We start from the raw sequence: 14,718 nt of genomic DNA, 5'->3' as shown, positions 1-14,718 counted from the left end.
ATGGCCAGGACCCTGATCCTCTCCCTGCAACCCCCGGGGGGGGGCGGCGTCCAGGCCCGCCGCTACGCCAAGTTGCTGCCCCATCTGCCTGCGGCGGGCTGGGAGTTCCATGTCGTCGGTCCCGACCCCCGGCTGGATGCCGTCACACCGGAGCCCTTCGCCGGCCAGGAGCAGTTCTGCCACTACAGCCGGTGGGTCTCCCGTTCCCGTCGCTGCGCCATCCGCAAGAACCGCCGCAGGGCGGGCACCCCGCTCCATCTGTGGTTCGGCCTGCGCCAGCTGATCCACCTGAGGCTGGAGGGGCTGGACGGCCACAACCCCCAGACGCACGCCCTCGAGGGCCTCAGGGCCATGGCCCTGGAGACGGCAGCAACGATCCCCTTTGATCTGGTGGCCGGGATCTGCCCGGATTTCCTGGTGCTGGAAATCGCCATGGAGGTGGCCGGACAACTCGGCAAACCCTTCGTCGCCATCTATGACGATCCCTACGGCCACCGGGAGAAAGGCCTCTTTCATCCGGCCCACCCCGAGCGCCAGCGGGCCGTGCTGGCCGCGGCGGCGGGGGCCGTGTTCGCCTCGCCTCTCACCCTGGAGCGCTATCGGCAGCAGGGGCTGCTCGGATCCACACCAGCCCGCTTCCTGCCCGACTGCTTCGAGGAGGGCGCCCAGCCCCCCCCACTGACCGCCCCCCCACTGACCGCCACCAGGACAGCTCCGGCGGCCCCCGTGGAGCCGATGGCGGAGACCGGCGCCCCACTGACGCTCTTTCACCCCGGCAACCTGGGCCCCTGGCGGCCGATTGAGCCCCTGCTCGAGGCCGTGCGGCGATGGCAGCTCGAGGGGAATGGGGCGTTGCGAATCCTCCTCTACGGCTATCTCTACGAAGCGGCCAGAACCACCATCCGCAGCGACCCCTACCTGCGCAACGTCATCAGGGTCGAGGCCGCGGTGAGCAACGAACGCTCCCACCAGTTGGCCGAGGCCGCCGATGCCCTGCTGGTGCTGATCGGGCCACGCCACACGGACAACCTGCCCTCGAAATTCTTCGAATACCTCCCCCACGCCACGCCGGTGCTGGTGGCAGGACCGGCGGGCAACCCGCTCCAGGGCATCCTCGAGGACCTGCACAAAGGCCTCTACTGCGACATCGAGAGCAGCACGGCCATCTTCGACGCCCTGGTGGCGTTGCAACGCCAGGCCGGCGGGTACCGGGAACGTCACCCCCACAACCGGGACAGCATCGGCGCCTACGCCGCCCCCCAGGTGGCCAGGGCCTGGGGGGTGGCCTTCGATCGCTTCCTGGCTGATCGCCGCACGCCATGAGGGTCCTGCACGTCATCCCCTCCATCAGTCCGCTGCGGGGGGGGCCCAGTCGGTCCGTGATCGACATGGTGGCGACCCTGCGCCTCCAGGACGTGGACGCCGCCATCCTCACCACCAACGACCATGGCCCTGGCCTGCATCCGGATCTTGTCACCGGGCGCTGGCAGTGGCACCAGGGGGTGCCGGTGCTGGCCTTTCCGCGCTGGAGTCCGCCGGTGGCCGCCCTGCGGGAGTTCGCCTTCAGCCCCGCGCTCAGCCTGTGGCTGGCCAGGAATCTGAAGCGGTACGAGCTGCTCCACATCCATGCCCTGTTCTCCTATCCCTGCACCAGCGCCATGGCCCAGGCCCGCTGGGCCGGTGTTCCCTACATCCTGCGCAGCATCGGCCAGCTGAGCCCGTGGAGCCTGGCCCAGAGCCCCGGCCGCAAACGCCTGATGCTGAGGCTGATCGAGCGACGCAATCTGCAACGGGCGGCCCTCCTGCACTTCACCACCAAGGCCGAACGGGACGAAGCCGCCTGCCTTGGCCTGGTGCCGCCAAGCCTGGTGCTGCCCCTGGGGGTGCGCGGCCCTGACCTCCCGGCCCAGCCGGCGGATCACCTGGGCCCTACGGCTCCGGTTCATTTCCTGTTCCTGTCGCGGCTGCACCCGAAGAAGCAGCTGGAGAACCTGCTGGACGCCCTGGCCCTCCTGCAGCGGCGGCGGCCCCAAGCCAGCTGGGATCTGGCCATCGCCGGCGACGGAGAGCCCCGTTATGTCGCCGCCCTGCAGGAACGCGCCAGGGGGCTGGGCCTTGGGGAGCGCTGCTGCTGGTTGGGGTTCGTGGCGGGGGAAGCCAAGTGGCGGGCCCTGGAGGCGGCCGACTGGTATGTCCTGCCATCGGCGGCGGAGAATTTCGGCATCGCGGCCGTCGAAGCTCTCGCGGCCGGCACCCCCGTGATCCTGTCCCCCGAGGTGGCTGTGGCGGCCGACGTGGCCCGTGCAGGCGCCGGCCTGGTCAGCGCCAGCGACCCGGAAGCCCTGGCGCTGACCCTGGCCACTGCCCTGGAGCGTCCTTCCCTGTCAAGGCGAGCTGCAGCGCTTAACCTGGCGGAAAAGGCTTTTTCCTGGAGCACGATCGCCCTTCAGCTGCGTGACGCCTACCGCCAGGTGCTGACCTCTTCCGCCGGCCGATGACCATCCTGCTGCTGATCGTGCTCTTCGGAGCCCTTGCCGCCGTGCTGCTGGACGGCGACTGGCGCGCCGGCCTGATGGTCACGCTGATCATCGGCTTCGTACAAGATCCCCTGCGCAAGATCACGCCTGATCAGCCCAGCTACATGGTCGGCCTGGTGCTGATCGGGTTCGCGCTCTGCGGCGTGGTGCTCCTGGAGCGTGCAGGGCGCTTCAACCTGCGGGCGATGTTCTGGACCGTGCCGCAATTCGATGGCTGGGTGACGGTCTACTTCAGCCTGATCGCGCTCCAGAGCCTCAACAGCTTCGCCCGCTTCTCCGACATCCAGCTCACCGCAATCGGAGCCGCCTTCTATCTGGCGCCGGCCCTCGGGCTCTGGGTGGGCTTCCAGGTGGGATGCAACCTGCCCTTACTGAAACGTCTGCTGACGCTCTATCTGGTCGGCTCGGCGGTGATAGCGGTCACCGTGTATCTCAGCTTCCAGGGCATCGACCATCCCACCCTCAAGGAGGTGGGCGAGGGACTGTTGATCACCTTCCGCTATGGATTCTCGGCCCAGGGGGCCTCGGGGTTCTGGCGCACCAGTGAAATCGCCTCCTGGCAGCTTTCGGCCGCCGCCTGCATCGCCGCGTCGATGGCCATCGCCAGCCAGAAACCCACCACCCAGTTCAGCTTGTTGTTGATGGCGGCTGGCTTTGCCTTCCTTACTCTCCTCACCGGGCGCCGCAAGGCCCAGGTTCTGATCATGGCCTTCGTGGCCATCTATCTGCTGCTGTTCAGCCGCCGGGCCAGCCCCGCCTCCAAGGAGCGGGTGATCACCAGTGTGCTCGGCGTGGCAGGCATCTCCTATCCCCTCTATGCCTTCATTCTTTCGGAGAATCTCGGCGAGAACTTCGGCGAATACACCAACCGCTCGCTCACCATCCAGCAGGATCTGGTCGAGCGCTTCGACACCCAGGGCATCGGCGCCACCCTCAGGGCCATCCAGGTCTCGGATGGCATCGGCATGGGGGTGGGTGCCGGCGCCAGCACGGGCGGCCTCATCCAGAATGCCTCCCGCAACGCCATTCAGAGCATCGGTTTTGTCTCCGAGGGTGGCGGGGGGCGCCTGATCCTGGAACTCGGCATTCCAGGCATGGTGATCCTTGGGGTGATCCTGGCGCTGCTGGGCTTGGTGCTGCTGCGCAACTTCCGGCTGCTCAAGCAGCTGCCCCAGTCCACCTCCGCCCTGCTGATGGGCCTCATGTCCTTTGCCCTGGCCAACGTGCCGGCGTTCTTCTCCGCCGCCCAGCTCTACGGCGACCCCTTCGTGCTGATTCTGATGAGTCTTTGTCTGGGGTCGTTTCTGGCCATTCCCAGCCTGGTGTCCCAACAACAGCAGCAGTGGGCCCTCTGGCAACACCAGCAGCAGCGCCAGCTCCTGCTGGAGCAACGCTCCCAACCCCTGGCATGAGCCTGCCCGAGGCTACACGAGATCAGCTGACCGCCCTGATCCTGACCTACAACGAAGAGGCCAACATTGCCCGCACCCTGGATCACCTGCGCTGGCTGGATTCCATCCTGGTGATCGACAGTGGCAGCAACGACGCCACCCTTTCGATCCTCGCCAACCACGCCAGCGTCCGGGTGCTGCATCGCCCCTTCGACAGCTTTGCTGACCAGTGCAATTTCGGCCTGGATCAGATCGACACCCCCTGGATCCTCAGCCTGGATGCCGACTACCTGATCCCGCCGTCACTGGCGAGCGAGATCCAGACAGTGATCCGGGATCCCCAGAACGCGCCGGTGGCAGGCTTCTCCATCCCCTTCCGCTACTGCATCGGTGGCAGCCCCCTGCGCAGCGGGCTGCTGCCGCTGCGGATCAGCCTCTATCGCCGTGGCCTGGGCCGCTACCGCAACGACGGCCATGGGCACCGCATCATCCTGTCGGGCCCCGTCAAACAACTGCGGCAGCCGATCTTCCACGACGACCGCAAACCTCTGCAGCGCTGGCTGGCATCCCAGGGGACCTACCTGGCGATCGAGGCGGCCAAGCTGCGCGCCACTCCGTCACGCGAGCTGTCGCTGGCAGATCGCCTGCGCAAGCACACACCGCTGGCCCCCTTTGCCGCGCTGCTGTTCTGCCTGCTTTGGAAGGGCGGCGTGCTGGAAGGCTGGCGCGGCTGGGCCTATGCCCAGCAACGCATGTATGCCGAACTGCTGCTGCATCTGATGCTTCTGGAAGATCACCCCAGCCTGTCAACACCGCCTTGACAGGACACGCGATTCCGCAGGATCTGGATGTTGCCTTATGGTCCGCCCTGACTGACGGAGGCGTTCCCGCTCCTCCGCTCAGCCATATCCTTCGCGATCGAAAGGCTCCCCCGCCCGCCCAGTCCCCGACGTTCCCCCCGCCTCCAACTTTTCGATGCCTTCGATCCTGATCACCGGCGGCGCCGGTTTCATCGGCGTCAACGCCGCCCAGCACTTCGCCTCCCTGGGGTGGGAGGTGGCGATTCTCGACAATCTGTCCCGTCGGGGCACGGAGGACAATCTCCGCTGGCTGCTCAGCCAGCATCCCGCCATCGCCTTCCATCGCGTCGACATCCGCCAGGCGGACGCCCTGGCCGAGGTCGTGGCCAGCCTGCGCCCCTCGATGCTGCTGCACCTGGCGGCCCAGGTGGCGGTCACCACCTCCTACACCAACCCCCGGGAGGATTTCGAGATCAACGCCCTCGGCACCTTCAACGTGATGGAGGCGGTCAGGCTCCATTCCCCTGAGAGTTTCGTGCTCTACGCCTCCACCAACAAGGTGTATGGCGGCATGGAAACCGTGGCGGTGGAATTGACACCCCATGGCTACCGCTTCCGGGATCTGCCCGCCGGTGTTCCCGAAAGCCAGCCCCTCGACTTCCACTCCCCCTATGGCTGCTCCAAGGGGGTCGCTGATCAGTACACGATCGATTACGCCCGCATCTACGACCTGCACACCTGCGCCTTCCGCCAGTCGTGCATCTACGGCACGCGCCAGTTCGGCATCGAAGACCAGGGCTGGGTGGCCTGGTTCAGCATCGCCGCCCTGCTAGAGCGGCCGATCACCCTCTACGGCGACGGCTGGCAGACCCGGGACGTGCTCGACGTGCGGGACCTGGCCCGGGCCTACGCCGCCGCCTGGGACCATCGCGACACGATCAGCGGCCAGGCCTTCAACATCGGCGGGGGCCCCGTCAACACGCTCTGCCTGCGCGACCTGCTGCGCTTCCTCGAAGAAGAGCTGGCGATCACGCTCAGCCCCCTGAGCGGCCAGTCCCGGCCCGGCGACCAGCCTGTGTTCATCTGCGATGTCACGAAGGCCGCCGAACAGCTGGGCTGGGCACCGGAGATCAGTGTTGATGCAGGCGTGCGCCATCTGATCCGCTGGGTCCGCGACAACCGGGACCTGTTCGGCTGGTTGAAACAATGAGCCTGCCGCGGGCCCTGATCAGCACCATCGAGCCGGTGGATGGGGGCGTTCCCGCCATGACCGCCTGCGTCGCCAGGATGCTGGAGGAGCTCGGCATTGAACCCGTCTTCGCCTGGTATGCCCCCTGGAGCACCCATCCGAAGCTGTCGGTTCCCCTCCATGCCGTCCCCAGCGGCCGGCGGCCCGGCCAGCTGCAGCGCCGCGTCTACGGCGACCACGAAGGCCATGGCCTGGGGGTCTGGCTGCCGGAGCTGGAGTTCACCCACTACCTGCCCAGGCGCGCCTGGCGGCAGTTGATCGCCGGCTGCGACCTGCACCTGTCGGTCACCGGCAATCCCCTCTGCGCCATCCCCTATGCCCGCCTGGGGATCCCCTTTCTGGCCTGGGTGGCCACCCCCTGGCAGGACGACCGGGTCGACCGCGTCAAACGCTTCTCCAGGCCGCGGCGGCTGCTCGACCAGGGCCTCAACGGCCCGGTGCTGAAGCGGCTGGAACGCCAGGTGCTCCAGGCCCCCCGGGGGCGCATTCTGGCGTTGAGCGGCTACACGGCCAAGGCCCTGGAGTCCATCGCCCGCCGCCCCATGGACGGGGTGATGCGCATGCCGGTGAATCCCGCCATCTTCTTTCCTGCCCCTGAAAGGCTTGTGCCCTGGCGCATCGGCTTCGCCGGCCGTTACGCCGACCCGCGCAAACAGATCACCCTGCTGCTGGAGGCCGTGGCCAGGCTCGCGGCGCAGGGTCATCCGGTGCAGCTCGTGCTGGCGGGCGAGCAGGATGTCCATCGGCTGCAGGGGCCCCTGGCGGCGATGGGACTCGAAGGACGGGTGCAGTGCCACCCCTGCCTTGGCCCCAGCGCCCTGGCGGAGGTGTTGCAGGGTCTGGATCTGTTCGTGATCCCTTCCCACCAGGAGGGCCTCTGCATTGCGGCCCTCGAGGCGATGGCCTGCGGGGTCCCTGTCGTCAGCACCCGCTGCGGGGGGCCGGAGGATTACGTGATCGACGGCCTCACGGGCCAGCTGGTGGCCAGTGAGCCCACCGCCATGGCGGCGGCGATCGCAGCGATCGGCTCCGATCGGGGCCTGCGCGAGCGCCTCTCCGCCGGGGCGCTGGCCTGGGTGCGGGAGCAGGCCAGCCCGGAGGCGGCCCGACGCACCTTCCTGGCCCACCTGGAGGCCTAGAGACGATGTGCGGCATCGCGGGCCAGCTGGGCCGGGAACCGGGCGACTTCGCCGCCAGGGTCGGCCCTCGGCTCGCCCACCGGGGACCCGATGACTCCGGCGTCTGGCAGGACGCCGGCGCCTGCCTGGTGCACCGGCGCCTGGCGATTCTGGATCTCTCTCCCCTGGGCCACCAGCCGATGGCCTCCCGGTGCGGCCGCTGGCAGCTGGTGTTCAACGGTGAGATCTACAACCACGCCGAACTGCGCCGCCGGTTGGAAGCGGAGGGGCAGCACTTCCGGGGCAGCGGCGACACCGAGGTGCTGCTGGCCTGGCTGGTCCGCTGGGGTCGGGACGGGCTGGCGGCGTTGCGCGGCATGTTCGCCTTCTGCCTGTACGACAGCCGGGAGCGCAGCGCCCTGCTCGCCCGCGATCCCCACGGCATCAAGCCCCTCTACCTGCGCAGCGGACCGGAGGGCTCCCTCGCCTTCGCCTCGGAGCTGCGGGCGCTGTTGGCAGCTGATCCCGGTCACCCCAGCCTGGATCGCCAGTCCCTGGCCCGGTTCCTGGCCACCGGATCGGTGAGCGAGCCCGCCACCCTGGTGGAGGGCGTGCAGCGCCTGCCCTGCGGCCACGCCGCCAGCTGGCGCCAGGGTGAGCTGGCCGTGCATCCCTGGGGGGCCCTGCCGGAGTGTCTCGCAGGGGCCGCCATCGACAACGGCATGACGACGGCCGAGGCCGTGGCCCTCACCCGCTCGGCGCTCGAGGACTCGGTGGCGGCCCACATGGTGAGCGATGTGCCGGTGGGGCTGTTCCTCAGCGCCGGGCTTGATTCCGCTTCCCTGCTGGCGCTGGCCCCCCGGGGCCTGCACACCTTCACCATCGGCTTCGCGGCGGCAGGGGCCGGCGGCTTCGATGAATCCGGGCCGGCGGCCCGCATCGCCGCCCACTTCGGGGCCCATCACACGCCCCTGAACCTCACGGCCGACCAGGCCCGCCAGTGGCTGCCGTCCTTCCTGGCCAGCCAGGACCAGCCCTCGATTGACGGGTACAACACCTGGTGCGTGGCCCGCCTGGCCACGGAGCACGGGCTGAAGGTGGCCCTCTCCGGGCTCGGCGGGGATGAGCTGTTCGGTGGCTACCCCAGCTTCCGGATGGTGCCGAAGCTGCGGCGCTGGCGGAGCCTGATCGGCCCCGCCGGCCCGCCGGCGGCCTGGATTCTGCGCCGCCTGCCCCAGGGCCGCCGCGCCAGGATGCAGCGGATCACCGGGTTGCTGGAAGCCCCCGCCGACCTCGGCCGGGCCTACGGATGTTTCCGGGGTCTGTTCTCGCCCACCGAAATCGATCGCCTGCTGACGCACTGGGGGCTCAGCGCCTCTGGGGACTCACCGGCGGCCGTCGAGTCCTGCGGGGATGGGGCGCCGGCGGGACGGGAAGGGGTGGCCTGGCTTGAGGGCACCCGCTACCTGCGCAACCAGCTGCTGCCGGACAGTGACGTGATGGCCATGGCCGCCGGACTGGAACTGCGCCTGCCCCTGGTGGATGCGCAACTACAGCGCAAGCTGGCGCCGATCCCCGCCGGCCTGCGGCTGGCGGAGGGCAAGCAGCTACTGGAGAGCAGCGTGCCGGAGCTCCCCGACTGGTTCCTGAACCGCCCCAAGCAGGGATTCCGATTCCCGTTCCAGCTGTGGCTCGACGACCCGGCCTCACCCCTGGCCCTGCGGCTGCCCTCGACACCCCGGGGGATCGACCTGGCCCCCTGGTACAGGCGCTGGAGCCTGATGGTGCTGCAGCACTGGCTGGAGGTGCACCTCGGGGTGAGCCTGTCCGCGGCCCCGCGTCGATGAACGCCACACCGCGGCGCTTCCCAGGGTTACCCCAGGACATGTCCCCTAGGATCAGGCGGCGACTGGACACCCAAGCCGCCCGACCACCGGCTCCTCTGTTTCGTCCATCCGTTAGGGGCTATCGAGGCCGATCCGACCCTGAGAGCCACTCTCCCGGCTCCATGACCTTGAAACGGTGCGTGGAGCCTCGGACCCTTCCGAGGCTGGCCGATGCCACCAGCGCCCCCCCCCCCCCGCCAACCGGTTCTCCAGCTTCATGACGCTCATCCTGGGCATCAATGCCTTCCACGCCGATGCGGCCGCCGCCCTGGTGAAGGATGGCGTGATCGTTGCCGCCGCCGAGGAGGAGCGCTTCCGCCGCATCAAGCACTGGGCCGGCTTCCCCACCGAGGCCATGGCCTGGTGTCTGGCCGATGCCGGCGTGGGGCCTGCCGACCTCGACCACATCGCCATCAACTCCCAGCCGGGTGCCCACCGCTGGCGCAAGGTGGCCTACACCCTGGCCCGCCGCCCCGATCCCCGCTTCCTGGTTGCCCGCTGGCGCAACAAGCGCGAAAGGGCAGGCCTGGCCCAGCAGCTGGCCCTGGCCTTCCCAGGCGCGGAGATCGGGGCCCGACTGCACTTCGTGGAGCACCACCGGGCCCACCTGGCCTCGGCCTTCTTCGCCTCCCCCTTCCAGGAGGCCGCCGTGATCTCGGTGGATGGCTTCGGCGACTTCGCCAGCGGCGCCTGGGGCCATGGCCAGGGCAACCAGCTCAGCCTCGATGGCCAGATCTGGTTCCCCCATTCCCTTGGCGCCTTCTACACGGCGATCACCCAGTACCTGGGCTTCCCCAACTACGGCGACGAGTACAAGGTGATGGGGCTGGCGCCCTACGGCCAGCCCACCCGCATGGAGGCCATGCGCCGTATCGTGCGGCTCCAGGACGACGGCACCTACCGCCTGGATCTGCGCTACTTCCTCCACGCCACCCAGAAGCTGCCGCACCAGTGGAGCAACGGAGCCCCGGTGGTGGGCGGCCACTGGAGCCCGGAGCTGGAGTCCCTGCTCGGCCCTGCCCGGCAGGCGGATGAGCCGCTCCAGCAGCAGCACATGGACATCGCCCGCTCGGCCCAGACGATGTACGAGGAAGCGTTCTTCCACCTGCTGCGGGCCCTGCACCGAAGCCACCCCAGCGACCAGCTCTGCATCGCCGGGGGCTGCGGTGCCAACTCGGTGGCTAACGGCAAGGTGACCCTGGCCACCCCGTTCCAGCGGGTGTATGTCCAGGCGGCCGCGGGTGACGCTGGAGGCGCCCTCGGTGCGGCCCTCGATGTGTGGCACGGGCTGGGCCGGTCCCGTTCCGCGCCGATGCGCCATGCCTACCTGGGCAGCCAGCCGGCACCTGGAGAGGTGGAGGAGTTGCTCGCCAGTCCAACCACCCGCGCGGCCCTGGAGCAGGCCCAGTGCAGCCTGGAGCGTCCGGAGGAGGCTGCCCTCTGCCAGCAGGTCGCAGCGGCGATCGCCGAGGGGCTGGTGATCGGCTGGTTCGATGGCCGCATGGAGTGGGGCCCTCGGGCCCTGGGCCACCGTTCGATCCTCGGCGACCCCCGCCGTGCCGACATGAAGGACATCCTCAACCTCAAGATCAAGCGGAGGGAATCGTTCCGTCCTTTCGCCCCGTCGGTGCTGAAGGAGGCCGTGGGCGACTGGTTCAGCCTCGATGGGGAGGTGCCCTTCATGATGCAGGTGTATCCGATCCGTGAGGAGCAGCGGGCCCGCATCCCGGCCGTCACCCATGTGGATGGCAGCGGCCGTCTCCAGACCGTGAACGCCGCCGACAATGGCCGCTATTACCACCTGATCCGGGCCTTCGCCGACCGGACCGGCGTGCCGATGGTGCTGAACACCTCGTTCAACGAAAACGAGCCGATCGTCTGCACCCCCGCCCAGGCCCTCGACTGCTTCCTGCGCACCCGCATGGACCTGCTGGTGCTGGGTGACGTGCTGATCCGCCGGCAGGGGTGAGCTCCACTGCTGCCGCAGGTGCCGCCCTGCCCCCCGGAGCCGCCAACGGGCTCAGCCTGATCGTTCCAACCCTCGATTCCCACCTGCTGTTGCCCCGGCTGGCCACCTCCCTGCAGCGCCAGAGCTGGCCCCACTGGCGCGTGCTGTTCATCGATGGCCCCAGCAGGCCGGAACACCGGGCCTGGCTGGACGCTGTCTGCCACCGGGACAAGCGCTTCACCTGGCAGCCCCAGGACCCGGCGTTTCCAGGCATCTTCGGCGCCATGAACCAGGGCTTCCTCGCCGCGCCCCCGGACCACTGGCTGCTGTTCTGGGGCAGTGATGACTGGGCACCCGGCCCTACCGTGCTGGAGGAGGCGCTCAAAGCGACCCGGCCGGACAGGCCAGGGGGCGACCCGCCGGATCTGGTGGTCTGCCGCGGCCGCTACGCCGGGACCGGCAAGGACGGGGCGATCCGGCTGGGACGCTCAACCACCTTTTCCAGCTGTGGGGCCTACCGCCTCAGCCTGTTTCTGGGCTCCACCCCACCCCACCAGGCCACCCTGATCGGGCCGGGGGCCCGCCGCCGCGTTGATCAGTTCGCCGCACCCTTCCGCCTCTCCGCCGACCTCGACTACTTCCTCCGCCTGAGCGCCTGCGCTGACCTCTCGGCGCGGGGGGTGGATGTGGAGCTGGTGCACATGGGCGAGGCGGGTGTCAGCGGCCAGCAGACCCGCCGACGGCTTCAGGAGGTGAGGCTGGCCTATGGCCGGGCTTTCGGCTGGCGCTGGTGGATCCCCTTCAGCCTGCGCTACGTCCGGAGGGTCTGGAGTCGCCTTCCCGGGCCGAGGCAGGCGCGAAACCCCAACAGACAGGACCGATAAGCTGGCTCAAGCTTGCGCATCGATTCCCTTGCCCGAGGAGGAGAGGCCACCAGGTGCTGACCTGCAACCACGGCGGGAACGGGTCAGGAAAAAAAACCAACGGCAGAGGCAGGGCTCGTGGCTCCAGCGCCTCTGGTCGAACCGGAACACCCGTCTGGGCATCGTGGCCCTGGGCGTTTCGGCTGGCCTCGCCTGGTTCTTCGCCCCCGCCTGGCTGGGAAAGCGGGCAGCCTCCCCTCGGCCCTCACGGGAGGTCGTCCGCACACTCCCCGGGGGCGACGGGACGGGAACCCAGGTGATCTCCGCCTTCATCGAGGATCCCTGGCGCAGCCAGTCGGCCCTGCTGCTCTGGCGGGAGCGGCCAGGCGCACTGCTGGTGCTGCAGGGAAACGCCGAGTACCAGGCCATCACCTACAACCATCTCCGCAACCGACGGCTCTGGCCCCGGGACACCTCGAAACTGCTGCGCCTGCTTCGCGGCTGCGACACGGTCGGACAGGTGACCGCCCTTGCGCAACGGCTGGAGACCAGGCCCGGGCAGGGCCGTCTCACCTTCGTGACCGCTGAAACCCACATGGCCCGTACACTCGCCATCGCCCGGATCGTCTATGCCGGCACCGGCTGGCAGGTGGAAGGCTCCGACGCCCAGACCGGGGATCTGCGGCCCGAATCCCAGCTGCGGCTCTGGCGCGACCAACTGCGCGCCTCCCTCTGGAGACTGACGGGGTGGGATGGTCGTCTCGACGGCAACGACTGCGTCTGATCCCCCCTTGACCCTCCCCTCAGCTGTCCCGATCACGCTCTTCGGAGCCACCAGCCCGAGCGGTCAAGCCCTGATCGAGCTGGCCAGGGGGCGCCCGCTCATGGTGGCCGGCCGACGTCAACCTCTGGTGCCGGCCTGGGGCGGCGATCCACCGCCTTTTCTTCCCTGTGATCTGGAGCAAGCCGGCGGGACGGGCCCGGCACCGCTGGGGTTGCTGATCAGCTTTGCCCCCATCTGGTCCTTCGCACCCTGGCTGGCCGGCTTGGCCGCCAGGGACCCTGCTGGCGTCGGCGCCCTGCAGGGGGTGGTCGCCTGCTCCTCCTCCTCGGTGATCACCAAACGGTTCGCCGCCAATGGCTTCGACCGGGATCTGGTGCAGCGGCTGCGGCGGGCGGAGGAGCAGCTGACGCTGACCTGCGCGGCCCACGGCCTGCCGCTGCGCATCCTGGCGCCCACCCTCATCTATGGCCAGGCCGGCCTCCTCGGCGATCGCAACCTGAGCCAGCTGCGCCGATTGCTGCGCCGCCTGCCCCTGCTGCCCCTGCCCGGCCAGGGGGGTCTGCGGCAGCCCATCCACTGCCGCCAGCTGGCCGCCGTGGCCCTCCACCTGGCCGACCGCCTGCCCCTGGCCGGAGACCATCCATCCGAGCCGGTGCACCTGCCCCTCGGCGGCGATGACACCCTCCCCTACGCCACCATGCTGCGCCGCCTGCAGGACGCGACCGAGCCCGGCGATGCGGCCCGACGCTGCCGGCTCCTGGCCCTGCCGCCACGCCTGTTCCAGACCCTGGCCGCACCGCTGCTGCTGCTCTCGCCAAAACGGTTTGAGGCGGTGCTGCGCATGGGTGCCGACCTGGCCGGTTTCACCCCGGCCCATCGCCTTCTGGGGGGACCGCCCGAGCCCTTCCCCGTGCTGCCGCTGGTGCCATGACCGCCCTGCATGGCCCGGCTGTTCTGCTGCTGGGCGGGGGCCTGGGGGCGCTGCTCCTGCACCTGCTGCTGCCGCTGCTGCGGCGCGCTCTGGTGGATCAGCCCAACGCCCGCAGCTCCCACCAGCGGCCCACCCCCCGGGGCGGGGGCCTGGCCTTTGTTCTGGTCGGCAGCGGCCTGGCCCCCCTCGCTGGCGGAGGCTGGCCGGCCTGGATTCCGCTGCTCTGCCTGCCACTGGCCCTGGTGGGCCTGCTGGATGACCGCCTCAAGCTGTCGGCAGCAGGGCGCTACGGCATCCAGATCGCCACAGCCGTCGCCCTGGTGGCGATCACCCCCCTGCCCCTGGTGTGGTGGCTGATGCCCGTGGCCTGGTTCGCTGTCACGGCGGTGATCAATTTCGTCAACTTCAGCGATGGCCTCGATGGACTCGTCGCCGGCTGCGCCTCCGTGCTGCTGAGCGTTGCGGCGCTGGCGATGGCCCCCACCGGCGGCAACGGCGTGCTTCCCCTGATCGGGGCCCTGCTGAGCTTCCTGGCCTGGAACTGGAGTCCGGCCCGGGTGTTCATGGGGGATGTGGGCAGCACGTTCCTCGGGGCGGTCATCGCCGGCATGGTCCTGCAGCAGGCCACCCCGGCCATGGCCCTGGGTCTGCTGCTGGCTGGCTTTCCCCTGCTGGGAGACCCCTGTCTCTGCGTTCTGCGCCGCTGGAAGGCCGGACAGCCCATCTTCCAGGCCCATCGGCTGCACCTCTACCAGCGCCTGCATCAGGCCGGCTGGCCCCACAGCCAGGTGGCACTCCTCTACATCGGCGCCACCGCCCTGCTGGGCGGGGCCCTCCTCGTCCAGGGCCTGGCCCTGGAGCTCGGCCTGCTGCTGGTGCAACTGGCCATTGGCCTCTGGCTGGATCGCCACCACGCCGTCCCCTTCCCACCTTGAAATGGCCGTAAAGTGGGATCCAACAGTCCAAGCCAGGCCAAGCCCATGATCCATTCCTCCATCCATCATTGTTGGATAGGAATGGCGATGCCCGCGCTACTGACTAGCGTCAATACCATGCGTTCCATCACCGCCAAAACATCAGATCCTCCTTAACCACCACCCCGTCTTCAAGCTTCCTGGATCCGCCATTCAACTTGCCTTCAGGTCCTTCCACAATTGAAGTTTCCCTTCTGATTTGTTCCTAGGGTGCCTTCACCCTAAGGCCTTTACCTG

12 protein-coding genes are annotated in these 14,718 nt (G+C 69.1%); all 12 read left to right on the top strand.

Annotated elements, in window-relative coordinates; translation table 11 throughout:
- The 12 genes from KBZ12_RS03580 (at position 1) to KBZ12_RS03525 (ending at position 14,442) form a co-directional block, all read left to right on the top strand.
- Positions 1 to 1,323 carry a hypothetical protein gene (locus KBZ12_RS03580; protein ID WP_254956370.1) on the top strand — a complete coding sequence of 441 codons (1,323 nt, stop codon included), beginning with the start codon at positions 1 to 3 and terminating at the stop codon, positions 1,321 to 1,323.
- Positions 1,320 to 2,498 carry a glycosyltransferase gene (locus tag KBZ12_RS03575; RefSeq protein WP_254956369.1) on the top strand — a complete coding sequence of 393 codons (1,179 nt, stop codon included), beginning with the start codon at positions 1,320 to 1,322 and terminating at the stop codon, positions 2,496 to 2,498. Before KBZ12_RS03580 ends, KBZ12_RS03575 begins: the two co-directional genes overlap by 4 nt.
- Positions 2,495 to 3,949, top strand: a complete 1,455-nt coding sequence (locus tag KBZ12_RS03570; RefSeq protein ID WP_254956368.1) for a hypothetical protein — start codon at positions 2,495 to 2,497, stop codon at positions 3,947 to 3,949. Before KBZ12_RS03575 ends, KBZ12_RS03570 begins: the two co-directional genes overlap by 4 nt.
- On the top strand, positions 3,946 to 4,749 hold the full coding sequence (locus KBZ12_RS03565) for a glycosyltransferase family 2 protein (protein ID WP_254956367.1): 804 nt from the start codon (positions 3,946 to 3,948) through the stop codon (positions 4,747 to 4,749). The genes KBZ12_RS03570 and KBZ12_RS03565 overlap by 4 nt, the downstream gene beginning before the upstream one ends.
- Before the next feature lie 154 nt (positions 4,750 to 4,903).
- Entirely contained in the window at positions 4,904 to 5,938 is a 1,035-nt protein-coding gene (locus tag KBZ12_RS03560; protein WP_254956366.1) for a GDP-mannose 4,6-dehydratase, read from the top strand.
- Complete coding sequence (locus KBZ12_RS03555; RefSeq protein WP_254956365.1) at positions 5,935 to 7,116, top strand: glycosyltransferase; 1,182 nt, start codon at positions 5,935 to 5,937, stop codon at positions 7,114 to 7,116. The genes KBZ12_RS03560 and KBZ12_RS03555 overlap by 4 nt, the downstream gene beginning before the upstream one ends.
- 5 nt (positions 7,117 to 7,121) lie before the next feature.
- Entirely contained in the window at positions 7,122 to 8,942 is a 1,821-nt protein-coding gene (gene asnB, locus KBZ12_RS03550) for an asparagine synthase (glutamine-hydrolyzing) (protein WP_254956364.1), read from the top strand.
- Positions 8,943 to 9,198: 256 nt separating this feature from the next.
- Positions 9,199 to 10,950: a carbamoyltransferase C-terminal domain-containing protein gene (locus tag KBZ12_RS03545; protein WP_254956363.1), complete on the top strand. Its 1,752-nt coding sequence runs from the start codon at positions 9,199 to 9,201 to the stop codon at positions 10,948 to 10,950.
- Positions 10,947 to 11,813: a glycosyltransferase gene (locus tag KBZ12_RS03540; protein WP_254956362.1), complete on the top strand. Its 867-nt coding sequence runs from the start codon at positions 10,947 to 10,949 to the stop codon at positions 11,811 to 11,813. Before KBZ12_RS03545 ends, KBZ12_RS03540 begins: the two co-directional genes overlap by 4 nt.
- 163 nt (positions 11,814 to 11,976) lie before the next feature.
- Positions 11,977 to 12,576, top strand: coding sequence for a hypothetical protein (locus KBZ12_RS03535; protein ID WP_254956361.1), 600 nt, complete (start codon positions 11,977 to 11,979; stop codon positions 12,574 to 12,576).
- Between the two features lie 7 nt (positions 12,577 to 12,583).
- Positions 12,584 to 13,507: a hypothetical protein gene (locus KBZ12_RS03530; RefSeq protein WP_254956360.1), complete on the top strand. Its 924-nt coding sequence runs from the start codon at positions 12,584 to 12,586 to the stop codon at positions 13,505 to 13,507.
- Positions 13,504 to 14,442, top strand: coding sequence for a glycosyltransferase family 4 protein (locus tag KBZ12_RS03525; protein WP_254956359.1), 939 nt, complete (start codon positions 13,504 to 13,506; stop codon positions 14,440 to 14,442). The genes KBZ12_RS03530 and KBZ12_RS03525 overlap by 4 nt, the downstream gene beginning before the upstream one ends.
- Positions 14,443 to 14,718 lie beyond the last annotated feature (276 nt).

Origin of the sequence: Cyanobium sp. Cruz CV13-4-11 (assembly GCF_024346055.1) — a bacterium.
In the GTDB taxonomy this organism is placed as follows: domain Bacteria; phylum Cyanobacteriota; class Cyanobacteriia; order PCC-6307; family Cyanobiaceae; genus Cyanobium.
This window is presented reverse-complemented; position numbering and strand designations above follow the sequence as displayed.